We start from the raw sequence: 22,586 nt of genomic DNA on the forward strand, positions 1-22,586 counted from the left end.
CGCCGCCCGGTCTCAGCTGCTCGACGTCTCGAGTCGCGAGGCCGGCGGTCGCCGATGGAGGACGAGCACGATCGCGGCTGCGATGGCGAGGATCACCCCGACCAGCCACATCGCCGGTCGGTAGCTGCCCGTGGCATCGGTGATCCAGCCGGTGACGAAGGGTGCGCCGAACCCGGACAGGTTGCCGAGCGAGTTGATCAGCGCGATACCCGCCGCGGCGCCGGCACCTGCGAGGAACTGGGCGGGCAGGGCCCAGAAGACCGGCAGGGCCGCGAAGATTCCGACGGCGGTCACCGTCATGAGCGCCATCACGGCCAGGGGCGAGCTGAGATAGAGCGCGGCAGGCACCGCCAACGCGGCGACCAGGACGGGGATCACGACATGCCAGGTGCGCTCGCCCGTCCGGTCGGAGTGGCGGCTCCACGGGACTATGAGCGCGGTGGCGACGAGGAACGGCACGGAGACGATCAGCCCGATCTGGTAGAGCGAGTAGTCCGCGTCGAAGGTCTTGGCGAAGCCGGCCACCATCGAGGGCAGGAAGAAGCTGAGCGCGTAGAGCCCGTAGACGATGCCGAAGTAGACGGCCGCGAGTGCGAGGACCCGCCCGCCGGTCAGGGCCCGGCGCACGGACCAGCCGTGCTGGCTCACGACGTGTGACTCGGTCGACATGGTGTCGCTGAGCCACGTCCGTTCGTCGCTGGTCAGCCATTTGGCCCGGTCGGGTCGGTCGGTCAGGTAGAACCACGTGACGACCCCGAGGATGACTGCCGGGGCGCCCTGCACGATGAACATCCAGCGCCATCCGGACAGCCCCGCGACGCCGTCGGTGAACTCCATGATCGCACCGGACAACGGCGCCCCGATCGCCGAGGAGAGCGGGATCGCGGTCAGGAACAGGGCGGTGATCCGCACGCGCTGCCGGGCCGGGAACCAGTACGTCAGGTACAGGATCATGCCCGGGAAGAAGCCCGCCTCCGCCACGCCGAGCAGGACCCTCATGAAGTACAGCCAACCAGCGCTGGGCACGAAGGCCATCGCCGTCGCGACGATCCCCCAGGACACGAGGATGCGAGCCATCCACCGGCGCGCCCCGAAGCGGTGCAGCGCCAGGTTGCTCGGCACCTCGAAGATCAGGTAGCCGATGAAGAACACGCCCGCGGCCACGCCGTAGGCCGTCTCGCTGAGGCCGAGATCGTCGCTCATGGTGAGCTTCGCGAAGGCGATGTTCGTGCGGTCGAGGTAGTTGATGAAGTAGAGCAAGGCCATGAAGGGCACGAGTCGGCGAGTGACCTTGCGCAGGGTCTGCTTCTCCAGCTGGCCGCCGCGTTCCACGACGTCGGAGCTACTGGTGGACATGGGGCGGGGCCTCCCTGGTAGGTGGGTCGCTGGGCGAGGGTGGCGGCCGGACAGCCGCGAACGGGCCGCCGGGTCAGGGAATCGCCTTGCCTGGGTTGAGGATTCCGTGTGGGTCGAGGGCCTGTTTGATGGCGCGCTGCCAGGCGATGGCGCCCGGGTCGAGCTCCTTGGCGGCACCGGCGCGCTTGAGGATGCCGACCCCGTGCTCCCCGGTCACCGTGCCGCCGAGTGCGATCGCGTCCTCGATGATCTCCGCGAAGGCTGCCTTGGCGCGCTCCTGCGCGTCATCGTCACCCGGCTTGGCGATGATCAGCGGATGCAGGTTGCCGTCGCCGGCATGAGCGATGTTGGCGATGTGCACGTCGTGCGCTGCTGCCGCGCGCTCGATGCGCCCCAGCATCTCGGGGACGTGTGCGGTCGGCACACACACGTCCTCGGTGAGTACCGGCCCGAGCCGTTCGACCGCTGGGTAGGCGAGCCGCCGGGCGGCGAAGAGCGCCTCGGCCTCCTGCTCGTCCGAGGAGATCCCGACGAAGCTCGCCCCGCCCTTCTCGAAGCAGTCGGCCATCAGCCTGGCCTCGAGGTCTCCGGCTTCCCCGGCTGCGTCGGTCCGGCCGAGCAGGACGGCGTTGGCGTCGACGGACAGCCCCATGTGCTTCCAGGCGTCGACCGCCTCGAGGCAGTACCGGTCCACGAGCTCGAGCGCTGACGGGATCACCCCGGCCTCGCTGAGAGCCGCCACGGCACGGCCGGCGTCGGTCAGCGAGTCGAAGTAGCCCGCGACCGTGCGCTCCGGGGCACGCAGGTGCCGTAGCCGCACGGTGATCTCGGTGACGACGCCGAGGGTGCCTTCCGACCCGACGAGCAGCGCGCACAGGTCGTATCCCACGACCCCCTTGGCGGTGCGGCGACCGACCCGGACGACCTCGCCCTGGGCGGTGACCACCTCGAGGGCGAGCACATAGTCGCCGGTGACGCCGTACTTGACGCAGCAGATGCCCCCCGCGTTCGTCGCGACATTCCCGCCGATCGTCGACCATGGTGAGCTCGCCGGGTCAGGCGGGTACCAGAGACCGTCCGTGGCGACGCGGGCCCGCAGGTCGTCGTTGACCACGCCCGGCTGCACCACGGCATAGCGTTCCGCCGTGTTGACCTCGAGGACCTCCGTCATCCGCTCCAGGCTGAGGACGACGCATCCCTCGACGGCGTTCGCGCCCCCCGACAACCCGGTGCCCGCTCCGCGTGGGACGAGCGGCACCCGATGCTCCGCACACCAGCGCACCGTCTGCGCCACGTCATCGGTCGACCTCGCCCGGACGACCGCCACCGGCCTGCCGTATGGCGCCCACTCGGCGTCGTCGTGCGAGTAGCGTTCCATCGTCTCCTCGCCGGTGACGAGCACCCCGTCCCCGAGTCGTCCGGCCAGCGAGTCCAGCTCCGCGTCCAGCATTGCGGCCTCCGTCGTTTCGCGTTGGTAGGAGAGTAGTTGCTCGACACGCGCGTCCTGACGCACCTTCGGGCAGACGCGGGGCCCGAGTGCGTGCGTCCCGGCCGTCCCGGCCCTGTCGCGTGGGCGTCGTCCCGACCGGGCGTGGGGCTCATCCACAGGCTCCTTCGGTGCACGGTGACGGGCCCGCCGAGGCGGGGTGGCGCCGGATCACGAGTCCGTGCTCCGGTAGTCCAGCCGCGTCATCATCCCGGCATCCATGTGATAGCCGTTGTGGCAGTGTAGCATCCAGTAGCCGGGGTTGTCGGCCTGCACCTCGACGGCGACCGAGCGCATCGGCAGCACGGCCACGGTGTCCTTGCGCGGTCCGGGCTGCCCGTCACCTCGCACGACCTGGAAGGTGTGCCCGTGCAGGTGCATCGGGTGCCACATCATGGTGTGGTTGGTGAAGGTGAGCCGAGCCCGCTGCCCCGCCGTGATGCCCAGGGGCTGCATCGCATCGAAGGTGCGTCCGTTGATGGTCCACCGGTAGCTGGTCATGTCCCCGCCGAGCAGGGCCGGGAGCTGCAGGTCGGGCGGCCGCGCCGGTAGGGCCGCCTGGTCGGTGGCGGTGAACAGCTGCACGGTGCCGACCCGGCCGTGCAGCTGTTCGGGTCGCAGCGAGGCCTCGGGGGCGGCGCCGCTTCCGGTGCGCAGCAGGGCCCGGGCGGCGCCGTCCTTGCCCTCGGCTAGGGCGACCAGCGCGAACACCCCGTCCCCGGCGGTGACGGTCACGTCGTACCGTTCGCCCATCCCGACCAGCAGGGCGTCGACCTGGCGGGGCTGCACCGGGTAGCCGTCGGTGTGGGTCACGGTCATCGAGTGGCCGGACAGCGCGAGGCGGAAGGCGGTGTCGGCCCCGGCGTTGATGACCCGGATCCGGATCCGCTGGCCGGGCTTGGCCCGGAACGTGCTGGGGGCGGCCGGGACCCGGCCGTTGACCAGGTAGTAGGGGTAGGCCACGTCTCCGACGTCCCCACCCAGCAGGTCACTCCCGCCACCGGTCCCGTGGCCCATACCACTCATCCCGCCCATCCCGCTCGCGCCCGGTGCGGGCGACCCGCTGCCCATATGCCCCATTCCACCGGTCGCCGTGCCGGGCATGCCGCCGTGGCCCATGCCGCCCATCCCCATGCCGCCGCCCTGGCGGAGCGTGTCGAGGACCTCCCGCGGGCTGGGGCCGACCCCGTCGGTCCAGTCGTCCAGCACGACGACCCACTCGGTGTCGTAGTCGCCGGGCTCACCGGGGTCGTCGACGATGACCGGCAGGTAGAGCCCGTAGTCGGTGATCGCGATGCCGACGTGCGGGTGGGCCCAGTAGGTGCCCGGGTCGGGCACGGAGAACCGGTAGGTGAACGTGCCGCCGGTGTCGATGTCCGGGGTCGCCGGCGCGGCGCCGTCCATGTCGTTGCGCAGCGCGATGCCGTGCCAGTGCACCGAGGTGGCCGCATCGAGCCGGTTGTGGACGGTGACCGCGAGCTCGTCGCCGACGTCGGCCCGGATGACCGGGCCGGGGATCGTGTCGCCGTAGGCGAGAGTGGCCACCACCGGCCCGCCCAGGTCGATCCGGGTGGCCTGCGGCTGCAGGGTGTAGGCGCGGGTGCGCCCGGTGCGCGGCCGGGCCGCCTCCCGCTGACGGATCGCCGCCACCAGTCCCGCAGGCGGCGCGCCCGGAGCCGCGCCGGTAGGGCTCGAGCCGGTGCAGCCGGTCAGGGCCGTGGTCGCGGCCAGGCCGAGGCCGCCGAGCAGGACGTGCCGTCGTGAGTGCGTGGTCATCTTCTTCCTTCGAGGTCGAGGCACGGGATGCTGCCGATGGTCACAGGGCCAGGGTGCTCCTGCCCATGAGCAGCCGCATCATCCAGCCCATCTCGTATCCTTCCCCAAGGGATGACTGTCTGTCCCGGGCAGGTGGTCCACAGCCAACGCAGGCTGTCTGACGTCTGACATACGTAGTACACTTGGTGGATGCGAACGGTCACCAAGCGCGAGCTAAATCAGCAGACCGCCGCCGTCCTCGACAAGGTCACCGAAACCGACGACGTGGTGGTGACCGAGCGGGGCAAGCCACGCTGGCGGGTCAGCATCATGAGGGACACGGACAGGGCGCTGGCGCGGTTGGAGCGCGAGGGGCGGTACACACCGCCGGCATCGGAGCCTGCCCCGTGGCCGACGTTCCCGGGCGGGCCCACGTACACGGCGGATGAGGCCGATGCGTTGATCGACGAACTACGAGGGGATCACTGACTCGTGCCCACTGGCTTGGTCTACCTCGATGCCTCGGTTGCCCTCCGCACGATCCTGGATGTTCCCGAGCGCGAACGGCTGCAGTCCTGGATGCAGGACGCTGGAACGATCGTCTCATCTCGTCTCCTGCGCACGGAGGTGATCCGCGTTCTGCGGCGCGACGACAGGCCGCTCATCGAGGGCACACCGCTCCTCGACCGCATCGGCATGCTCGAGATCAGCCGTGAGACACACACCGTCGCCGAATCCATCGAACGCCACGTCAAGACGCTCGATGCCCTGCACCTGGCCACGGCGCTCCTCATCGGAGAGCCAGTCACGGTGGCGACACACGACCAGACGATGAAGACCGTCGCCAGGCATCTGGGCCTGAACATCACCGACCCGGTCGAGCCACCCTCTCGCTGAGTTCTCAGCCTCAGTGCCATCGTGGTTGCCGGCCACCATGTGGCAGCGGTCGGCCTGTACAGCACGACGGATCCGATTGCGGACTCGAGTTGGATCCTGGACTTCCGAACACGGTCCGAATGGCATGGAACGATGACCATCGCTGCAGACCTCCCCGCCCGGACGCGGCGCTCCTCGGACCTGAGCAAGCACTCCGCCGAGGTCTTCGCCGAGGCCGAGGACCACCCTGTCACGGTGACGCGTCGAGACGGCGAGTCGCTGGTGCTGATGTCGCAGCGCGAGGCCGAAAGGCCGATCGCGCCTGCTGAGCTTCGCCGCACAGCTCATCACTGTCACCCTCGATGACGAAGGATCGCTCGCCGAGCGCATGTCCAAGGAGACGGCGACCGCTCTTGCCGCCGGTCTCGGCAACGCAGACCTCGAGCAGGTGCACACGAGCCACCCGAGCGAGACGAAGTAGCAGGTCAGAGAGAACGACGCCGTAGACCGGCTTTCACGCTTTCGCGCACCTGTGCGCGGACACACTCCCTCGGAAGGGTCCGGCGGTGATCTGCTCGGCTGGCATGCCGCGCAACTCGCCGGTCAGCTCGCGCAGGTCGCGGTTGGTGAAGCCGTCCGAGCCGCGCTCGGCGAGCCGGTGGGGGCAGGCACGGCTTCGACGTTGATGCTGCGGTCCAAGACGGGCATACACCGCAGGAGCGTCATAGGTCCAGTACCCGCCGGAGACCTGCGTCGATTGCGTCCATCAGGCTGTCGGGCAGTTCCGCGCCAGTGTCATCGAGGTCGGAGCGGTCGACGGTCATCGGCTGCGACACGTTGACGACCGAGTCCTTCGACAAGCCAGAGGCCAGCGCCGGGACGAACACGTTGCCCGGATGCCGTGCAAGAGCCGTGTTGGATGTGATCGGCAGCAAGACCACTGTGGAGATGCGCGATGAGTTGTAGCGGTCGGACTGCACGATCACGGCCGGTCGCCACCTGGCGGGAGCGCTGCCCTTGAGTTCGCCGAAGTCAACCCAGCACACCTCTCCGCGCCGGATCACCACTCGTCCGACACCTCGACAAGACGGGCGTTCGCCGTTCGACGCAGCTCGGCGGACTCCTCGCCGGGCTGCCCGACGGCGTCGATCGCGTCATCGATCTGCGCCGTCAGCCCCGTATCGGCCAACTCGTCCGCGTACATCTCGGCGGCGCGCCTGTAGAACTCCGACCGTGTCATCCCGTGTCTCTGCGCGATGCGGTCGTACCGCGCGGCAGCCTGGTCGGGGAGGCTGATCGCTGTCTTCATGACACCAACGGTATAACTTTTCCTACCGGAGTTCCAGAGCGCTGCCATTGGGATCACGCCATCCGACACAGTCGGCGCGCCCCGAATCGCCTCGTCTACCAGCCGCGCTGGGCCAGCCGGTGCGGCTGCGGGACGTCCTCGACGTTGATGCCGACCATGGCCTCGCCGAGGCCCCGGGAGACCTTGGCGACGACGTCGGGGTCATCGTAGAAGGTCGTCGCCTTGACGATCGCCTCGGCCCGCAGCGCCGGGTTGCCAGACTTGAAGATGCCGGAGCCGACGAAGACGCCCTCGGCGCCGAGCTGCATCATCATGGCCGCGTCGGATGGGGTGGCGATGCCGCCGGCGGTGAAGAGCACGACGGGCAGCTTGCCGGCCCGGGCCACCTCGGCGACGAGGTCGTACGGTGCCTGCAGCTCCTTGGCGGCGACGTAGAGCTCGTCCTCGGGCAGGTTCTGCAGCCGGCGGAGCTCGGCGCGGATCTGACGCATGTGGGTCGTCGCGTTGGAGACGTCGCCGGTGCCGGCCTCGCCCTTGGAGCGGATCATCGCCGCACCCTCGGTGATCCGGCGCAGGGCCTCGCCGAGGTTGGTCGCGCCGCAGACGAACGGGACGGTGAAAGCCCACTTGTCGATGTGGTTGGCGTAGTCGGCGGGGGTGAGGACTTCGGACTCGTCGACGTAGTCGACACCGAGGCTCTGCAGCACCTGGGCCTCGACGAAGTGACCGATCCGGGCCTTGGCCATGACCGGGATGGACACGGCCGCGATGATCCCGTCGATCATGTCGGGGTCGCTCATCCGGGAGACCCCGCCCTGGGCGCGGATGTCGGCGGGGACCCGTTCGAGTGCCATGACCGCGACGGCACCGGCGTCCTCGGCGATCTTTGCCTGCTCGGGGGTGACGACGTCCATGATGACGCCGCCCTTGAGCATCTCGGCCATGCCGCGCTTGACGCGGGTCGTGCCGGTGCCCGTCTTGGAAACGGGCGCGGTGCCCGCCTCGCCAGTGGTGCTCACGGTCTCCTGCTTTCTCGGTGAGAGGTTTCACGGAACACACCAAGGGTACGGCGACACCGTGCGCGTCCGGACCAGGTGTCCGACGGGCGTCACTGATCCAGTCCGGGGGGTACCGCGTCGTCGAACTCCACGGTGACGGGCATCGGGGTGTGCCCGGCCAGGTGGAAGACCCGCACGGCCAGCTGACGTCGGACCCGGCGGACGTCGGTGACCGCGTCGTTGTGGAAACGCCGGGCGAGCTGGACGCGCAGGCACGCGGAGGAGAGCCCGTCGAGGTAGTCCTGCCCGAGCGGGCCGGCGGCCTCGCGCAGGTGCTCGACGAGCTCGGGGCTGAACGCCAGGGCGAGGGCCTCGGTCAGGTCGCTCTCGATCGCCTCGCGGATGACGCCGTCCTCGTCCGGGGCCTCGAGCGACTGCGCTGCGGCGCCGGCCAGGATGAGCGCCGTCGCCCCGTCCACGAGCCCGCTGTTGGCCAGCTCGATGGACGCCTCGGCCCGTCGGACGAGCTGGGCGTCCAGGGCTGCGACGGTCCCGACGAGTCGCACGTGCAGCCGGTCGAGCCGGGCCGCGGTGTAGGTCAGGTACCACGCGATCACGACGAGGACGAACAGGACGGCGAAGACCCAGGTGAGTGTGCCGGTCATCGGCCGAGCCCCCCTCGCAGGAAGCGGCTCCACCGGGTGGTCGGCTGCGCCAAGGCCAGGCTCTGGCCCTCGATGACAGTCTCGTAGACCGCCCGGATGCGGGCCGCGACGACCGACCAGTCGAACTGGCGGGCGCGCTGGCGACCGGCCTCGGCGAGGACCGCACGGCGTACCGGGTCACGCACCAGGTCGAGCAGGGTGCGGGCCAGGTCGTCCCGGTCGGTGTTGCGGAACAGCTGTCCGGCGCGACCGCCGTCGAGCACGCGAGAGAACGCAGCCAGGTCGCTGGCCAGCACGCAGGAGCCCGCTGACATGGCCTCGATGAGGATGATGCCGAAGCTCTCACCGCCGGTGTTCGGGGCGACGTAGACGTCGGCGGACGCGAGAAGGGCGGCCTTGTCCTCGTCGGAGACCGGCCCGAGGAACTCACAGGCGGCAGCGACCCCGGGCGGCATGCCCGCGGTGACGTGCTCGACATCGCCTGGGCCGGCGACGAGCACTCGCAGCCCCGGGAGCTGCCGCAGCACCTCCGGTAGCGCCGCGGCGAGGACCGGCAGGCCCTTGCGGGGCTCGGACATCCGCCCGAGGAACGCGACCGTCGGGCGCTCGGGGGTGCCGACCCACTCCGGGCGCTTCGGCGCCCGCGCGAAGCGGTCGACGTAGACCCCGTTGGGGATGACTACGGCGTCGCCGCCGAGGTGGGTGGTGACCGTGCGGCGGGCGTCCTCGCTCACGGCGATCCGGCCGGCGATCTTCTCCAGGCTCGGGCGCGCGATCGGGTAGGCGGTCTGCAGCGTGCGGGACCGGATCATCGAGGTGTGGAAGGTCGCGACGATGGGACCGTTCGCGGCGGTCAGCGCAAGGAAGCTGACGCTCGGGGTTACCGGCTCGTGCAGGTGCAGCACGTCGAACTCACCGTGGTCGAGCCAGCGGCTGACCTTGCTCGCCGTGACCGGCCCGAAGTTGAGCCGGGCCACCGAGCCGTTGTAGCGCACCGGGGTGGCACGGCCCGCCGAGACGACGTAGTCGGGCAGCAGCGTCTCGCTGTCGGCGGGGGCCAGGACGGACACGTGGTGGCCGTCTCCGACGAAGTACTCGGCCAGGTCCCGGACGTGGAACTGCACCCCACCGGGCACGTCGAACGAGTAGGGGCACACGATCCCGATCCTCATGGCGAGGTCCTCGTGTCAGCCGTCATGGCGCCGCCGTCAGGTCACGCATCGCCGGGTCGAGGTCGTCGACGAACACCCGCTGGAGCATGTGCCAGCTGCTTGTGTGGGTGCGGATCGTCTCGGCTAGGTGGTCGGCGCACTGCTGGACGAGGTCTGCGGCCTGCTCGGCGATGCCGCCGTCGCTGCGCGGCGTGAGGCGGGGGCCGATCTCGATGACGGTGCGGTAGCCGCCGAGCCCCGCGCCGCGGGGCGCCTTCTCGTAGTGGACGCGAGCGGCATACAGGGGTGAGCCGGTCATGAGCGCGAGAAGGGCGGGCCCCTTGGCCATCCGGGCCCGGTGCCCGAGCAGGTCGACCTCGACGCCGTTCGCGGTCAGGTCACGGTCGCTCGCGAGCGCGATGAGGCGTCCGCCGTGCCTCGCGGTGCGCACCAGCTCACGGAACGGGTCGTCACCGCCCTCCAGCGGGATGATGTCCATCTGGATGCTGGTGCGGAAGGCGACGAACTCCTGGAACACCTCTTCGGGCTTGAGCCGCTCGGCGACCGTCGTGACGGGGGCGAGGTTGCGCGCGGACCACGCGGCGGCCAGGTCGAAGTTGCCGAGGTGGCCGACGAAGACGATGGCGGTGCCACCCGCTCGGCACGTGTCGCGCGGCTCCTCGAACCCGGTCGTGGTCACGGCGCGGTCGATCTGCTCGGGAGTCAGGGAGGGCAGCCGGAACGCCTCGCAGTAATAGCGCATGTAGGAGCGCATCCCGTCGTGGACGAGCTCGTCGAGCTCGCGCGTCGTCAGCTCCGGACGCACCCGCGCGTAGTTGCTGCGCAGCCGCCCGACGCCCTTGCCGCCCCGCAGGACCGCAACGTCGGCGATCCGGTCGAAGAGGGCGTATGCCGCTCGCTCCGGCATCGCGCGAACCGTCGACCACCCGAGGCGGAAGCCGAGGACGCTCACGCCGCCGGTGAGCCGGCCGGCCAGGGGTGTACGCATCAACCCGAGACCTCCCCCGCGGCGAGCGCCTGGCGCCGGACGGCGAGCATGCGTTGGACGACCGTCACGAGGCTGGCGATGCCGAGCAGGCCCAGCACGATGCCGAGCAGCAGTGAGACGTCGAACACGTCGGCGAAGAAGGTCGCGACCAGGACGGCGACGAGCCGGTCGGCACGCTCGGCGATCCCGACGTTCGCGGTGAAGCCAAGGCCCTCGGCGCGAGCCCTGGCATAGGAGACGACGCTGCCGAGGATCAGGCAGGCCAGGGCGAGGCCGGCCATGACCGGGTTGTCGCCGCGGCCCGCGTAGTAGAGCACGAGGCCGCCGAAGATCGCGGCGTCGCCGATGCGGTCCAGCGTCGAGTCGAGGTAGGCGCCCCACTTGGTCGACCGCCCGGAGGCGCGGGCCATGATGCCGTCGACGGTGTCGGAGAAGACGAATGCGGTGATGACGAGCACGCCGACCCACAGCTGTCCTCGTGGGAAGAAGGCCAGCGCGCCGAAGCAGACACCCAGCGTCCCGACGCTCGTGACGACATCCGGGCTGATGCCAAGCTTGAGCAGGACGTGGGCGATCGGGCTGAGCACCTTGGTCATGGTTGCCCGCATGAGACGGTTGAGCATGGTGCCGTCAGCCTACTGACCGGCACCGGGCCAGTTGGCGATGATCTGCGCGCGTGTGTCCTCGAGCAGGACCGGCAGCGCCTTGGTCTGCCCGACGATCGGCAGGAAGTTCATGTCACCGGCCCACCGCGGGACGATGTGCTGGTGCAGGTGCGCCGCCACCCCGGCACCGGCCACGGCGCCCTGGTTCATCCCGAGGTTGAAGCCGTGGGGCTCGGAGGCGGACTGCAGGGCACGCAGGGCCTGCTTGGTCAGTCCGGTGAACTCCTCGGTCTCGTCGTCGGTCAGGTCCAGATAGAGGGAGACGTGTCGGTAGGGGCAGACCAGGACGTGCCCCGGGTTGTAGGGGAACAGGTTCATCACCACGTAGCACAGCTCACCCCGGTACACGATGAGCCCGTCGGCGTCGTCCCGGCTCGGGGCGGTGCAGAACGGGCAGCCCGTACCGGCCTCGTCGGTGGGCTTCTCCCCCACGATGTAGGCCATCCGATGGGGTGTCCAGAGACGCTCGAAGCCGTCGCCGACGTGCACAAGGTCCTCGACGCTCTCGATGCGCACCGACGGCGACGCCTCCTCGTTCTGGTCCGTCATGCCCGCGATCTTATGGGGTGCTCCCGGGTCGCCTCGCAGCGTGTCGATTGGGAGATCGGCCGTTTCGCGTGTTCAATGGTCTGGGCCCTGCGATGTGTGAGATCGCAGGGCCCCACCGTCGTCGGGGTCCGGCGGGAGGTGCTCGGAGGTGGGCTCGGCGAGGATCCGGGTGACCTCGTCGTCGCTCGTCGGCTCGAAGTCGTCATAAGCCGCGCCGACGGCACGGAACCGCCACGGACGCTCGAGGCAGACGACGAGATCGGCCTCGGGCAGCCGCTCCTCGACGTGGGGCGGGCCCACCGGGACGGCCACGACGACCCACCGCGCGCCGAGCGCACGCGCGACGAGGCAGGCGACCCGCGCGGTTGCCCCGGTCGCGATGCCGTCGTCGACGATGACGGCGGTGCGGCCCGTCAGATCGATGCCGGGGCGACCGCTGCGCAGCCGGGTGACGCGGCCCTCGAGCACGGCCCTCTCCCGGTCCTCGACCTGCGCCAGCAGGGACGGGCCGACCCCTGCCGCCCGCACGATCCGCTCGTCGAGGACCCGGGTGCCGCCCTCACCGATGGCGCCCATCGCCAGCTCGGGCTGGCTGGGCACGCCCAGCTTGCGCACGACGATGACGTCGAGCGGCGCGCTCAGCCGCCTGGCCACCTGCGCGGCGACCGGCACCCCGCCTCGCGGCAGCCCGAGGACGACCGGATCCTCGAGGGACAACCGGGCCAGCCGCTCGCCCAGCCGGGCCCCAGCCTCGACACGATCCCGGAAGACGTACACGGGCACCTCCTGCTCGCGGGGTGCGCACCGATGAAGGGTGCTCTCCGATCCTGCCGCATCCACCGCGGCGTGGCCCAGCCGGGCCGAGCATTCGGCCCCGCGGGTGTGAGAGCCGCGGGGCCGCCGCCCACAGGTATGTGAAGGCCCGGGAAGTATGAGTTCCCGGGCCTTCTGTTCCTCGTTCGCCAATGCGATGCGAGGAAGTCGTCCCGCGCAAAGCGGTCCGGTACCTGCCATTGTACCCAGGTCCGAGCACCGCGCAAGGGCTCGACGAGACTCCCCGCGAGACGCGGGGTCGCCCGGCCTCACACCTGCGCGCGTGTCTCGATGGCTCGGAGGATCTCGGCGATGGCGTCCGCGACGGGCACCCCGTTCTTCTGCGACCCGTCCCGGAACCGGAAGGACACCGCCCCGGCCGTCCGGTCGTCCTCGCCCGCGATGAGGACATAGGGCACCTTGGACTTGCTCGCGTTGCGGATCTTCTTCGGGAAGCGGTCGTCGCTCGCGTCGAGCTCGACGCGCACGCCGGCTGCCCGCAGCTGGTCCAGGACACCGGTCAGGTAGTCGGCGTGCTCCTCAGCCACCGGCACACCGAGCGCCTGGACGGGTGAGAGCCACACGGGGAACGCGCCGGCGTAGTGCTCGACGAGGACCCCGAGGAACCGCTCGATCGAGCCGAACTTCGCCGAGTGGATCATGACCGGCTGCTGCCTCGACCCGTCGGCCGCCTGGTACTCCAGCCCGAAGCGCTCCGGCTGGTTGAAGTCGTACTGGATCGTCGACATCTGCCAGGTCCGGCCGATCGCGTCGCGAGTCTGCACCGAGATCTTCGGCCCGTAGTAGGCGGCGCCGCCGGGGTCGGGGACCAGCTCGAGACCGGAGTCCAGACCGACCTGCTCGAGGATGGCGGTCGCGTCCTCCCACTGCTCGTCCGAGCCGATGAACTTGTCTCTCTTCTCACCCTCGGTCTCGCGGGTGGACAGCTCGAGATAGAAGTCGTCGAGCCCGAAGTCGCGCAGCAGGGACAGGACGAAGTCGAGCAGGTGCTTGACCTCGGCAGGGGCCTGCTCCCGGGTCACGTACGAGTGCGAGTCGTCCTGCGTCATACCTCGCACCCGGGTCAGCCCGTGCACGACCCCCGACTTCTCGTAGCGGTAGACGGACCCGAACTCGAAGAAGCGCAGGGGCAGCTCGCGGTAGGAACGCTGCCGCGAGGAGTAGATGAGGTTGTGCATCGGGCAGTTCATCGCCTTGAGGCGGTACTCCGCGCCCTCCAGGTGCATGGGCGGGAACATCGTGTCGGCGTAGTACGGCAGGTGCCCGGAGGTGTGGAACAGGCCGTCCTTGCTGATGTGCGGCGTGCCCACGTAGAGGAATCCCTCCTCGAGGTGGCGGCGACGGACATAGTCCTCCATCTCGCGCTTGATGACCCCGCCCTTGGGGTGGAACACGGCGAGGCCTGAGCCGAGCTCGTCGGGGAAGGAGAACAGGTCGAGCTCGGCACCGAGCTTGCGGTGGTCGCGCCGCTCGGCCTCGGCAAGCCTGTCCAGATGGGCGCGCAGCTCGTCCTTGCTCGGCCAGGCGGTGCCGTAGATCCGCTGCAGCTGCGGGTTCTTCTCCGAGCCACGCCAGTAGGCGCCACCGGAGCGCATGAGCTTGAAGGCGTTGCCGATCAGCTTGGTGCTCGGCAGGTGCGGTCCGCGGCAGAGGTCTGCCCACGCGCGGGTGCCGTCGCGGCGCAGGTTGTCGTAGATCGTCAGCTCCCCCGCGCCGACCTCGACGCCCGCGCCCTCGGCCGCCTCGCCGGCGCCCCCCTTGAGGCCGACGAGCTCGCACTTGTACGGCTCGTCGGCGAGCTCACGCAGCGCGTCGGCATCCGTGACGACCCGCCGGGCGAAGGTCTGCCCCTCGTTGACGATCTTCTGCATGACCTTCTCGAGTGCCTTGAGGTCCTCCGGCTGGAACGGCTCGTCGACGTCGAAGTCGTAGTAGAACCCGTCGCGGATCGGTGGCCCGATGCCGAGCCTGGCGTCCGGGTTGACCAGTTGCACGGCCTGCGCAAGGACGTGCGCGGCCGAGTGGCGCAGCACGGCGAGCCCGTCCTCGCTGCCGATGGTGACCGGCTCGACGAGGTCGCCGTCCGCGAGGACGTGAAAGAGGTCGCGCAACGCACCGTTGACCCGGGCGACGACCACCTCGCGCCGGCCCTCGAAGAGTTCGCCCGCCGTCGTCTGCTCCGGCACCGATCGCTCGCTTCCGGCGGCGGTGACGGTGATCTGTGCAGGCACGGGTGTGACTCCTTGCGTGATGAGATGGGGTATGCCGCTCACCGCGGCACCCGGCCAGCGTATCCACTGCGCGTGGCGGGCCGCGCAGCCGTGCGGCGGCACGTACCCTGCTGTCAGGACCCGCTGGTGCGGGTCTTGGTTGTCAGGGTCGGGCTGGCGGGTTCGGTCGTTGGGCATGGTCCCGGGTTGCGGAGGTGTGTGTGAGACGTCGCCTGCTGATCCTCGCGACGGCGCTCCTCACCCTCCTGCTCGCCTCGGGCTGTGTGGGAGGGTCCAACCCGCCGCGAGCGCAGTCGCCTGCGTCAGCCCGGTCCAACGCGGGCTCGGCGCCGGCAGGGCCGAGCCAGACCACTCCGACGCCGACTCCGCCGCCCGAGCTGCCCAGAGGTGGGCGCACGGTCTTCCCGCACTACCGCCTCGTCGGGTTCGCCGGCCATCCCGGGTCGGCTGCGCTCGGAAGGCTTGGCATCGGCGATCTCGACGAGCGGGCCCGCGAGATCGAGAAGATCGCGAAGCCCTACGCCGATGGACGCGAGATCCTGCCGGTGCTCGAGCTCATCGCGACCGTCGTGCAGGGCAGCCCCGGGCGGGACGGGATGTACCGGACGAGGAGCTCCGATGAGCTCATCGCGCGCCACCTCGAGGCGGCCCGCAAGGTCGAGGGGATCCTCCTGCTCGACATCCAGCCCGGCCGGGCCGACTTCCTCACCGAGGTCAGGGCCTACGCGAAGTGGCTCAAGGAGCCCGATGTCGGCGTCGCGCTCGACCCGGAGTGGCGGATGGGGCCGGGGCAGGTGCCGATGCGGATGTACGGCCACACGAGCGGCGCGGAGATCGACTCGGTGGCGCGCTACCTGTCCGGCATCGTCGATGCGGACGACCTGCCGCAGAAGGTGCTCGTCTTCCACCAGGTCGCCGTGTCGGTCGTGCGGGACCAGCAGGCGATCAGGTCCCACCCGGGGGTCGCCATCATCAAGTCGGTCGACGGCATCGGGAGCAAGGAGATGAAGGAGCACACCTACAAGGCCGTCATGAAGGGCCGTCCCAAGTCCGTCCATCCCGGCTTCAAGCTCTTCTACGAGGAGGATCGGCGCCTCGGCCCCCTTATGACGCCGAAACAGGTGCTCGCCCTCAAGCCCGAGCCGGAGTACGTCCTGTACGAGTGACCCCACCTCTCCATCGACAGTGCACAAATCCCCATCGACCGTGCACAAATCCCCATCGAGCGTGCACCAGTCCCCATCGAGCGTGCGCCAGTCCCCATCGACAGTGCACCAGTCCCCATCGAGCGTGCGCCAGTTCTGATCGAGGGTGCGCCAGTTCTGATCGACTGTTCATTGCAGACCGGGACCCATGCGCTGTCGACGAGAAGAAGTGCACTCTCGACGAGAAGAAGTGCACTCTCGACGACGAGAAGTGCACTCTCGATCCGCAGAAGTGCACTCTCGATGACGAGAGGTGCACGCTCGATGTGCAGTAGTGCACTTGGGATCAGGGGCTACCAGGTGTGTTCGACGACGGCGTGGTCGAGGTCTCCCTTGACCCCCTCGAGCAGCGACAGGGTTCGGCGCTCGTCGAACGCGGTGCGCAGCCGGACCGTCGAGGGCAGCCGCACCGGCTTGCGGAACCACACGTGACTCGTCACGCCAGACTCCGGCAAGCGCGGCGCGAGGGCTGCGACGCACCGCGAGTAGGAGTACATCCCGTGCGCGATCGCGGTCGGGAAGCCGAGCGGCCGGGCAAGCACCGCGTGGACGTGGATCGGGTTCCAGTCCCCGCCGATCCCGGCGAACCTCCGCCCGGTGTCCTCGCCGAACCGCCAGGTCGGCCCCGCCGCGACACCCTCGAGGGGTGCGAGCGACGGTGGCTCCGACGCTTCGGCGTCGTGGTGTTCATCGCCGCGCGCGAGGTAGGTACTCACCCCACGCCAGGCCACCTGGGCGCCGACGCTGACCTGCGTCACGAGGTCGACCTGGCGCCCCTTCGGATGGGGTCGCAGCCGTTCCGACCAGACGGTCACATCGAGCGGGTCGCCGAGGGAGACAGGCCGATCCACGGTGATGACGTTCTCGATGTGCACCGCGCCCACGAGCGGAAGCGGGAAGTCGCGCTGGCTCATGACGACCATCTGCAGCGGAAAGCCCAGCAGGTGTGGGTACGGCAGGGGCAGCCGGTCGCTGAACGTGAAGCGGCACGCGTGGGCGTACCGTGCGAGGTTGTCGCGATCGACCCTGACACCCCGGCGCAGCACCCGGACGTCGGGTAGCCGGTCCTGGTCCGCGCCACGCTTCAGGGCGGCCGTCGCGTAGATGCGCCGGAGGTCCGGGGGTCCGTCGAGGATGATCTCGCGGGTCATCTCCTCACGCCCCGAGCAGGCTCTGGCCGCAGACGCGCACGACCTGGCCGGTCACGGCGGCAGCCCCGGGCTGGACGAGCCAGGCGATCGCCTCGGCGACGTCGCGCGGCAGGCCGCCCTGCTGCAAGGAGTTCATCCGGCGTCCGATCTCCCTCGTGGCGAAGGGGATTCGCGCCGTCATGTCGGTCTCGATGAAACCCGGCGCGACCGCGTTGACGGTGATGCCCCGGTCGCGGACCTGCGCCGCGGTCGAGGTCACCAGCCCGATGACTCCGGCCTTGCTGGCGCCGTAGTTCGTCTGGCCTCGGTTGCCGGCGATACCGGCGATCGAGGCGAGGCACACCATACGGCCACCCTCTCCGAGGCCGTCATCGCGCAGGATGGCCTCGTTCATCCGCAGGATGGAGCGCAGGTTGACCTGCAGGACGCTGTCCCATCGGCTCTCGTCCATGTTGACGAAGAGCTTGTCGCGGGTGATTCCGGCGTTGTGCACGACGATGTCGAGGCGGCCGTACCGGGAGCGGGTGTGCTCGAGCATCCTCGCTCCGGCATCGGGCGAGGTGACGTCGAGGTGCAGGGCGGTGCCGCGGATCTCGTTGGCCACCCGGGCAAGGGACTCGCCGGCGGCAGGAACGTCGACGGCGACGATCGTCGCACCGTCCCGCGCCAGCACGGCCGCGATCTCGGCGCCGATCCCACGAGCGGCGCCGGTGACGAGGGCGACCTTGCCCTCGAGAGGGCGCAGGATGTCCGAGTTCGCGCCGCCGGCGTCGTTGACGCGCACGACCTGGCCGTCCACGTAGGCAGACCGTCCGGACAGGAAGAACTCGACGGCGGACCGTAGCCCGTCCCACGCTTCGCCACGGACCAGCACATGGTTCGCCGTAGCACCGGCCCGCAGCTCCTTGCCGAGTGAACGGACGAAGCCCTCGAGGGCCCGCTGGGTCGCGACGTGCGCCGGGTCGCTCAGGCCGGCCGGGTCGGTTCCGACGACGACGACGCGGCCGTTGGGCCGCAGTCGCTTCACGGACGGCGCGACGGTCCGCAGCACGGCGAGGTCGCCAGGGTCGGTCGCGTCGCTGAGGTCGACGACGATCGCGCCCACCTTCTCGTTCGGGGCGTTCAGGCTGGTCGCGCCGGCGGTCGGGTCGGCCGTCCCAGCACCCTCGACCGGCGCAACAGCCAGCCCGAGACCAAGCTGACCGGCCCACTCACGCAGCTGAGCGGCATACGGACCCGTGCCGGTGACGAGGACGGGGCCTTCACAAACGGGCGCGCCCGGCTCGTACCGTCGCAGTGGGGTCGGCTGCGGGACTCCCGCCTTCTTCGCCACGGGCGAGGTGATGATGGTCGTGAGCAGGTCTGTCATGGTCAGGCCTCCAGGATCGCGGTGACGCCCTGCCCACCGGCAGCGCAGATGGAGATCAGGCCTCGGACGGTGCGTTCCGGGTCCTGTTGCTTCTGCTCGTGCAGCAGCTTGGCGAGGGTGGCGACGATCCGGCCGCCGGTCGCGGCGAACGGGTGCCCGGTGGCGAGCGACGACCCGGTGACGTTGATTCGGCCCCGGTCGATCGAGCCGAGCGGCGCGTCGAGGCCGAGTCGTTCCCGGCAGTAGGTCGGGTCGTCCCACGCCTTGAGCACGGTGAGAACCGTTGCTGCGAAGGCCTCGTGGATCTCGTAGAGGTCGAAGTCCTGCAGGGTCAGGCCGTTTCGCGCGAGCAACCGAGGCACGGCGTAGGCCGGCGCCATGAGCAGGCCCTCTGCGCCGTGGACGTAGTCGACGGCCGCGGTCTCGGCATCGACGAGCCAGGCGAGCGGAGTGAGGCCGTGCGCGGTGGCCCATTCATCACTGGCGAGCAGGACCGCCGAGGCGCCGTCGGTCAGCGGGGTGGAGTTGCCGGCGGTCATCGTCGCGCCGTCACCCTTGCCGAAGACGGTCTTCAGGGTGGCGAGCTTCTCGACGGTCGAGTCCGCGCGCAGGTTGTCATCGCGGGTCAGCCCGAGGTAGGGGGTGACCAGATCATCGAAGAAGCCGCGCTCGTACGCTGCCGCCAGGTGCTGGTGGCTCGCCGCCGCGAGCTCGTCCTGTTCCTGACGGGTGATGCCCCATTCGGTGGTCGTCAGGGCCATGTGCTCGCCCATCGACAGGCCCGTCCGGGGCTCGACGTTCTGCGGGATCGCGGGCAGTACGTCACCGGGGCGTAGCCCGGTGAGGGCCTTGAGCCGGTCGGGCAGGCTCTTGGCCCGGTTGAGCTCGAGCAGTGTTTCGCGCAGGCCCTCGGAGACGGCGATCGGGGCATCGCTCGCGGTGTCGGTGCCACCCGCGACACCACATTCGATCTGGCCGAGGGCGATCTTGTTCGACACGAGGATGGCGGCTTCGAGACCGGTCCCGCAGGCCTGCTGCACGTCATAGGCCGGAGTGTGCGGGTCGAGCCTGCTGCCGAGCACGCACTCCCGGGTGAGGTTGAAGTCCCGGCTGTGTTTGAGGACCGCCCCGGCGGCGACCTCACCCATCCGCTCGCCGGCCAGCCCGAACCGCGCGACCAGCCCGTCGAGGGTCGCGGTCAACAGGTCCTGGTTCGACGCCTTGGCGTAGGCGCCCTGTGCCCGGGCGAAGGGAATCCGGTTGCCGCCGAGGATGGCGGCGCGACGGGGCGGGCGCGGACTGGTCTGCGGCATGGAACGCTCCTGAAGGTCATGAGGGAAGGATGCAGTAACCGATACTCACGGTAGCCGATACACTCGGTTGCTGCTACTTTCGGGTACATGGGCCTGGCCACACCCACAGCGGGGAACAGGCCCGAGCCTGCGCCGCGGGATGGACGCGACACCCGGTGGGAGGCGCATCGCGAGCAGCGCCGCGGCGAGCTCGTCGACGCGACGATCCGGGCGATCCGGGCCCACGGGGCGGGCGTCGGCATGGACGACATCGCGAGCACCGCCGCGACGAGCAAGACGGTCATCTACCGCCACTTCGGCGACAAAGCCGGGCTCTACCGTGCTGTCGCCGACCGGATCGACCAGCGCGTGTACCGCCACGTGTCCGCTGCGCTGGCCGCGACCGGCGCCACCGACGACCTGCGCGTCGCCGTCGCCTCGACAGTCGAGGCCTACCTGTCGCTCGTCGAGTCGGATGCCGAGGTGTACCGCTTCGTCGTCAACCGGCCGCTCGTCGAGACCCCGTTGCCCGACGATCCCGTGGAGGCGACGACGGACCGGGTCGTCGACCTGCTCCTGTCCTCCGTCCCGCTGCAGGGAGACCCACGTCGGGCCCGCCTGTGGGCGATCGCTTTCGTCGGCTCCGTCCGGGCCGTCGCCGATGACTGGCTCTCCTCGGTGGATCGGCTGCCGCGGGGCGACGTCGTCGGCGTCCTGACGGACCTTGCCTGGCGTGGCCTCGGGCCGATGCTCAGCGTGCGCAGGGACGTCCATCCGAGCCGAGCCAGCGAGCAGTGACCGGGGGCGCGTCGTCAGGTCGCGGGCCTGACATAGCGTCCCCGGCGGTGGACCAGGGGCTGGTCCTGCTCACCGATGACGACGGACTCGATCACCGTGTCGACGAGGTCGGACCACCCGACGGCCCGATGGCCTGCTGAATCAGCCGGGTCGGCGAGCCGGACACCCGCCCAGGCCGATGCGGTCGCGAGCACCGGCCCCCACTCGCTCTGCTCCCAGGTGCCGCGTCGGAAGGCCCCGCCGGGGGCTGGGAAGAGCCCGGCGAAGACGTCGGCCAGCTCTCGGTCGCGCCACTCGAGCAGCTGCACCACCGCGGTGCCGGTGTCGAGCAGCCGCTCGAGGAGAGTCGACTCCGGCTGGAGCAGGCCGAGGATGTGGGCCGGCTCCCCCGGTGCGATCAGGTAGGACGACACGGTGAGGCCGGCCCGCTCGGCGCCGGCTCCTGCGGTCCACAGCGACACCGTCGCGCCGAGCCGGCCCCGGAGCCGCCGCACGGGGTCGCGGTCGGCCTCGGCGGCCAGGAAGGGATGCTCGGAGTGGATCGTCATCGAGCCACTCAGCCGTTGGGCGCCTGGGCGCACACCCAGTCGAGCGGCATCGTGCCTGAGTGCAGGAACTCACGCACGGTCGCCGTCTGTTCGTCGGTCAGCAGGGCATCCGCCTGCGGGTAGATGATCGGCTCCTCCTTGCCATTGTGGGTCTCGAGCTGGCGGAGCAGCTGGTGACAGCGGTCCGGCACCCACTCGGCCGCCGTGCCCGGCCCCACCTCGAGGTCGAGCGCGTCGAGCGTCCGCCAGATCTCGCCGTGCTCGCGCAGCATGACGAGGACGGGCGCCAGCATGCCTTTGGCCCGCAGGGTCGGGAAGATGAGCTCCTCCTCGACGTAGATGTGCCGCTTGAGCAGGTCGCCGGCCCGAGCCAGGTCCTTGTGACGCAGCTTGCCCTCGCTCAGGCCCGCCACGAAGTGCTCGATGGCCTGGTCGATCTCGTGGTGCTCCCGCTCCATCAGCGCGCTCACGTTCGTCTCGTGCACTGTGATCGCCTCCTGCCTGCAGTCTATGAGGCAGGCGCCAAGACCTCGGTGCCGATGCCCGTCGGTCGGCCCGACATCCCGATTTCTCAACGGCCAACGACTGATGCCGGTCATACGGGGGTGCGTGGTGATGCGATGACCCGCTGCCGCCGTCAGGCGGCAACGACGATGACGAAACCATCCAAGCCCGATGAAGTCATCGACGTTGCGGGCGATCACGACGGCGCCCTGTGCCGCGGCAGTCGCCGCGATCATGAGGTCGATCGCCCGGCCCCGGACCTCACGACCCCCTGCCAGGACAAGCCCGCACACCGTTTCATAGGCGTCCGCGGGCTGCATCATCGAAGGGGATGCCCGAGCCGAGCACGGCCCGAAGGCGACCGATTGGTGACTCGCGGCGCGCCCGTTCGACCGGGTCAGTGACCTTGCGGTCGCCGTAACCGAGTTCGGCCCACGACAACGAAGACACCGCAATCTCGTAGTCGTGGTGTGAGAGCGCTCCGGCGACGAGCAGGTTCGTGTCGAGGCGCCTTCACTCGATGCGCTCCCAGGGGTCGACGACGTCGAAGGCCGCGCGTTCATTCGCGATCTCCCGGGCCCACGCCTCGTCGGCGCCCAGTTCGCGCAGCAGCGAGTCAATCTCGTCGCCAAGAACCCAACGCGGCCGCCGCCGAGCGCCGATCTCTGCGATCGGCTCGCCGTGATCGGTGACCGTGTAGATGGCGCCGGCCTTGACCTCGCGAAGCATGCGTGTCGGATTCTGCCGCAACTCGCCGATGCTGATCGTCTTGGACATGGAGACCTCCCACCCAGGCAATAGTCTAGTTCGAGGGATCGGCTCAATCTGGCGGAAC

At 70.0% G+C, this 22,586-nt stretch carries 23 protein-coding genes; 4 read left to right on the plus strand and 19 right to left on the minus strand.

The genetic code is table 11. From position 1 onward, the window contains the following. Nucleotides 1-12: 12 nt before the first annotated feature. The 3 genes from L0H79_RS04190 to L0H79_RS04200 all read right to left on the minus strand — a co-directional run bounded on the left by L0H79_RS04190 (nucleotide 13) and on the right by L0H79_RS04200 (nucleotide 4,618). Nucleotides 13-1,356 (minus strand): MFS transporter, encoded by a 1,344-nt coding sequence (locus tag L0H79_RS04190; RefSeq protein WP_301483294.1) that lies wholly within the window; start codon nucleotides 1,354-1,356, stop codon nucleotides 13-15. Nucleotides 1,357-1,429: 73 nt separating this feature from the next. Then, nucleotides 1,430-2,806, minus strand: a complete 1,377-nt coding sequence (locus L0H79_RS04195; protein ID WP_301483295.1) for an FAD-binding oxidoreductase — start codon at nucleotides 2,804-2,806, stop codon at nucleotides 1,430-1,432. 207 nt (nucleotides 2,807-3,013) lie between these two features. After that, nucleotides 3,014-4,618 carry a multicopper oxidase family protein gene (locus L0H79_RS04200; RefSeq protein ID WP_301483296.1) on the minus strand — a complete coding sequence of 535 codons (1,605 nt, stop codon included), beginning with the start codon at nucleotides 4,616-4,618 and terminating at the stop codon, nucleotides 3,014-3,016. A gap of 189 nt (nucleotides 4,619-4,807) precedes the next feature. Between L0H79_RS04200 and L0H79_RS04205 the strand changes: the two genes are divergently transcribed. Then, entirely contained in the window at nucleotides 4,808-5,086 is a 279-nt protein-coding gene (locus L0H79_RS04205) for a type II toxin-antitoxin system Phd/YefM family antitoxin (RefSeq protein WP_301483297.1), read from the plus strand. A 3-nt stretch (nucleotides 5,087-5,089) separates the two neighbouring features. Continuing rightward, complete coding sequence (locus L0H79_RS04210; RefSeq protein WP_301483298.1) at nucleotides 5,090-5,494, plus strand: type II toxin-antitoxin system VapC family toxin; 405 nt, start codon at nucleotides 5,090-5,092, stop codon at nucleotides 5,492-5,494. 701 nt (nucleotides 5,495-6,195) lie between these two features. Here L0H79_RS04210 and L0H79_RS04215 read toward each other — a convergent pair. The 10 genes from L0H79_RS04215 to thrS form a co-directional block, all read right to left on the minus strand. Next, nucleotides 6,196-6,540 carry a type II toxin-antitoxin system PemK/MazF family toxin gene (locus L0H79_RS04215; RefSeq protein ID WP_301483299.1) on the minus strand — a complete coding sequence of 115 codons (345 nt, stop codon included), beginning with the start codon at nucleotides 6,538-6,540 and terminating at the stop codon, nucleotides 6,196-6,198. Next, nucleotides 6,534-6,782 (minus strand): ribbon-helix-helix protein, CopG family, encoded by a 249-nt coding sequence (locus L0H79_RS04220; RefSeq protein ID WP_301483300.1) that lies wholly within the window; start codon nucleotides 6,780-6,782, stop codon nucleotides 6,534-6,536. The genes L0H79_RS04215 and L0H79_RS04220 overlap by 7 nt, the downstream gene beginning before the upstream one ends. 95 nt (nucleotides 6,783-6,877) lie before the next feature. Further along, nucleotides 6,878-7,801 carry a pyridoxal 5'-phosphate synthase lyase subunit PdxS gene (gene pdxS, locus L0H79_RS04225; protein WP_301483301.1) on the minus strand — a complete coding sequence of 308 codons (924 nt, stop codon included), beginning with the start codon at nucleotides 7,799-7,801 and terminating at the stop codon, nucleotides 6,878-6,880. 89 nt (nucleotides 7,802-7,890) lie between these two features. After that, nucleotides 7,891-8,445, minus strand: a complete 555-nt coding sequence (locus L0H79_RS04230; RefSeq protein WP_301483302.1) for a hypothetical protein — start codon at nucleotides 8,443-8,445, stop codon at nucleotides 7,891-7,893. Then, complete coding sequence (locus L0H79_RS04235) at nucleotides 8,442-9,617, minus strand: glycosyltransferase family 4 protein (RefSeq protein ID WP_301483303.1); 1,176 nt, start codon at nucleotides 9,615-9,617, stop codon at nucleotides 8,442-8,444. The genes L0H79_RS04230 and L0H79_RS04235 overlap by 4 nt, the downstream gene beginning before the upstream one ends. Before the next feature lie 22 nt (nucleotides 9,618-9,639). Next, entirely contained in the window at nucleotides 9,640-10,605 is a 966-nt protein-coding gene (locus L0H79_RS04240; RefSeq protein WP_301483304.1) for a phosphatidylinositol mannoside acyltransferase, read from the minus strand. Next, nucleotides 10,605-11,228, minus strand: coding sequence for a phosphatidylinositol phosphate synthase (pgsA, locus tag L0H79_RS04245; RefSeq protein WP_301483305.1), 624 nt, complete (start codon nucleotides 11,226-11,228; stop codon nucleotides 10,605-10,607). Before pgsA ends, L0H79_RS04240 begins: the two co-directional genes overlap by 1 nt. Nucleotides 11,229-11,240: 12 nt before the next feature. Further along, nucleotides 11,241-11,819, minus strand: coding sequence for an HIT domain-containing protein (locus tag L0H79_RS04250; RefSeq protein WP_301483306.1), 579 nt, complete (start codon nucleotides 11,817-11,819; stop codon nucleotides 11,241-11,243). A gap of 72 nt (nucleotides 11,820-11,891) precedes the next feature. After that, the gene (locus L0H79_RS04255; protein ID WP_301483307.1) at nucleotides 11,892-12,596 is read right to left on the minus strand and encodes a phosphoribosyltransferase; all 705 of its coding nucleotides are present in this window, start codon (nucleotides 12,594-12,596) and stop codon (nucleotides 11,892-11,894) included. 305 nt (nucleotides 12,597-12,901) lie between these two features. Next, nucleotides 12,902-14,884 (minus strand): threonine--tRNA ligase, encoded by a 1,983-nt coding sequence (gene thrS / locus L0H79_RS04260; protein WP_301483308.1) that lies wholly within the window; start codon nucleotides 14,882-14,884, stop codon nucleotides 12,902-12,904. A 200-nt stretch (nucleotides 14,885-15,084) separates the two neighbouring features. Between thrS and L0H79_RS04265 the strand changes: the two genes are divergently transcribed. Next, complete coding sequence (locus L0H79_RS04265; RefSeq protein ID WP_301483309.1) at nucleotides 15,085-16,050, plus strand: hypothetical protein; 966 nt, start codon at nucleotides 15,085-15,087, stop codon at nucleotides 16,048-16,050. A 332-nt stretch (nucleotides 16,051-16,382) separates the two neighbouring features. Here the strand turns inward: L0H79_RS04265 and L0H79_RS04270 are convergent, their stop codons facing one another. The 3 genes from L0H79_RS04270 to L0H79_RS04280 are packed head-to-tail and all read right to left on the minus strand — an operon-like array spanning nucleotide 16,383 to nucleotide 19,922. Then, complete coding sequence (locus L0H79_RS04270; protein WP_301483310.1) at nucleotides 16,383-17,240, minus strand: MaoC/PaaZ C-terminal domain-containing protein; 858 nt, start codon at nucleotides 17,238-17,240, stop codon at nucleotides 16,383-16,385. A 4-nt stretch (nucleotides 17,241-17,244) separates the two neighbouring features. After that, on the minus strand, nucleotides 17,245-18,609 hold the full coding sequence (locus L0H79_RS04275; protein ID WP_301483311.1) for a 3-oxoacyl-ACP reductase: 1,365 nt from the start codon (nucleotides 18,607-18,609) through the stop codon (nucleotides 17,245-17,247). Between the two features lie 2 nt (nucleotides 18,610-18,611). Then, on the minus strand, nucleotides 18,612-19,922 hold the full coding sequence (locus tag L0H79_RS04280) for an acetyl-CoA C-acetyltransferase (protein ID WP_301483312.1): 1,311 nt from the start codon (nucleotides 19,920-19,922) through the stop codon (nucleotides 18,612-18,614). Between the two features lie 87 nt (nucleotides 19,923-20,009). On the opposite strand from L0H79_RS04280, the gene L0H79_RS04285 reads away from it, so the two are divergent. Beyond that, a complete protein-coding gene (locus L0H79_RS04285; protein ID WP_301483313.1) occupies nucleotides 20,010-20,699 on the plus strand; it encodes a TetR/AcrR family transcriptional regulator in 690 nt (229 codons plus the stop codon). Nucleotides 20,700-20,713: 14 nt separating this feature from the next. Here the strand turns inward: L0H79_RS04285 and L0H79_RS04290 are convergent, their stop codons facing one another. From L0H79_RS04290 to L0H79_RS04300, 3 genes are all read right to left on the minus strand, one after another. Beyond that, nucleotides 20,714-21,247 (minus strand): flavin reductase family protein, encoded by a 534-nt coding sequence (locus L0H79_RS04290; RefSeq protein WP_301483314.1) that lies wholly within the window; start codon nucleotides 21,245-21,247, stop codon nucleotides 20,714-20,716. Between the two features lie 8 nt (nucleotides 21,248-21,255). Continuing rightward, the gene (locus L0H79_RS04295; protein ID WP_301483315.1) at nucleotides 21,256-21,732 is read right to left on the minus strand and encodes a hemerythrin domain-containing protein; all 477 of its coding nucleotides are present in this window, start codon (nucleotides 21,730-21,732) and stop codon (nucleotides 21,256-21,258) included. Between the two features lie 532 nt (nucleotides 21,733-22,264). After that, nucleotides 22,265-22,528, minus strand: coding sequence for a type II toxin-antitoxin system Phd/YefM family antitoxin (locus tag L0H79_RS04300; protein WP_301483316.1), 264 nt, complete (start codon nucleotides 22,526-22,528; stop codon nucleotides 22,265-22,267). Between the last annotated feature and the right edge of the window lie 58 nt (nucleotides 22,529-22,586).

Origin of the sequence: Intrasporangium sp. (assembly GCF_030452765.1) — a bacterium.
Classification (GTDB): Bacteria; Actinomycetota; Actinomycetes; order Actinomycetales; family Dermatophilaceae; genus Intrasporangium_A.

Excerpts from the sequence above, each read along its gene's own strand:
- L0H79_RS04190 (WP_301483294.1), bottom strand. The coding sequence starts at position 1,356 with ATGTCCACCAGTAGCTCCGACGTCGTGGAACGCGGCGGCCAGCTGGAG.
- L0H79_RS04195 (WP_301483295.1), bottom strand. The coding sequence starts at position 2,806 with ATGCTGGACGCGGAGCTGGACTCGCTGGCCGGACGACTCGGGGACGGG.
- L0H79_RS04200 (WP_301483296.1), bottom strand. The coding sequence starts at position 4,618 with ATGACCACGCACTCACGACGGCACGTCCTGCTCGGCGGCCTCGGCCTG.
- L0H79_RS04205 (WP_301483297.1), top strand. The coding sequence starts at position 4,808 with ATGCGAACGGTCACCAAGCGCGAGCTAAATCAGCAGACCGCCGCCGTC.
- L0H79_RS04220 (WP_301483300.1), bottom strand. The coding sequence starts at position 6,782 with ATGAAGACAGCGATCAGCCTCCCCGACCAGGCTGCCGCGCGGTACGAC.
- L0H79_RS04230 (WP_301483302.1), bottom strand. The coding sequence starts at position 8,445 with ATGACCGGCACACTCACCTGGGTCTTCGCCGTCCTGTTCGTCCTCGTC.
- L0H79_RS04235 (WP_301483303.1), bottom strand. The coding sequence starts at position 9,617 with ATGAGGATCGGGATCGTGTGCCCCTACTCGTTCGACGTGCCCGGTGGG.
- L0H79_RS04240 (WP_301483304.1), bottom strand. The coding sequence starts at position 10,605 with ATGCGTACACCCCTGGCCGGCCGGCTCACCGGCGGCGTGAGCGTCCTC.
- pgsA (WP_301483305.1), bottom strand. The coding sequence starts at position 11,228 with ATGCTCAACCGTCTCATGCGGGCAACCATGACCAAGGTGCTCAGCCCG.
- L0H79_RS04250 (WP_301483306.1), bottom strand. The coding sequence starts at position 11,819 with ATGACGGACCAGAACGAGGAGGCGTCGCCGTCGGTGCGCATCGAGAGC.
- L0H79_RS04270 (WP_301483310.1), bottom strand. The coding sequence starts at position 17,240 with ATGACCCGCGAGATCATCCTCGACGGACCCCCGGACCTCCGGCGCATC.
- L0H79_RS04275 (WP_301483311.1), bottom strand. The coding sequence starts at position 18,609 with ATGACAGACCTGCTCACGACCATCATCACCTCGCCCGTGGCGAAGAAG.
- L0H79_RS04280 (WP_301483312.1), bottom strand. The coding sequence starts at position 19,922 with ATGCCGCAGACCAGTCCGCGCCCGCCCCGTCGCGCCGCCATCCTCGGC.
- L0H79_RS04285 (WP_301483313.1), top strand. The coding sequence starts at position 20,010 with ATGGGCCTGGCCACACCCACAGCGGGGAACAGGCCCGAGCCTGCGCCG.
- L0H79_RS04290 (WP_301483314.1), bottom strand. The coding sequence starts at position 21,247 with ATGACGATCCACTCCGAGCATCCCTTCCTGGCCGCCGAGGCCGACCGC.
- L0H79_RS04300 (WP_301483316.1), bottom strand. The coding sequence starts at position 22,528 with ATGTCCAAGACGATCAGCATCGGCGAGTTGCGGCAGAATCCGACACGC.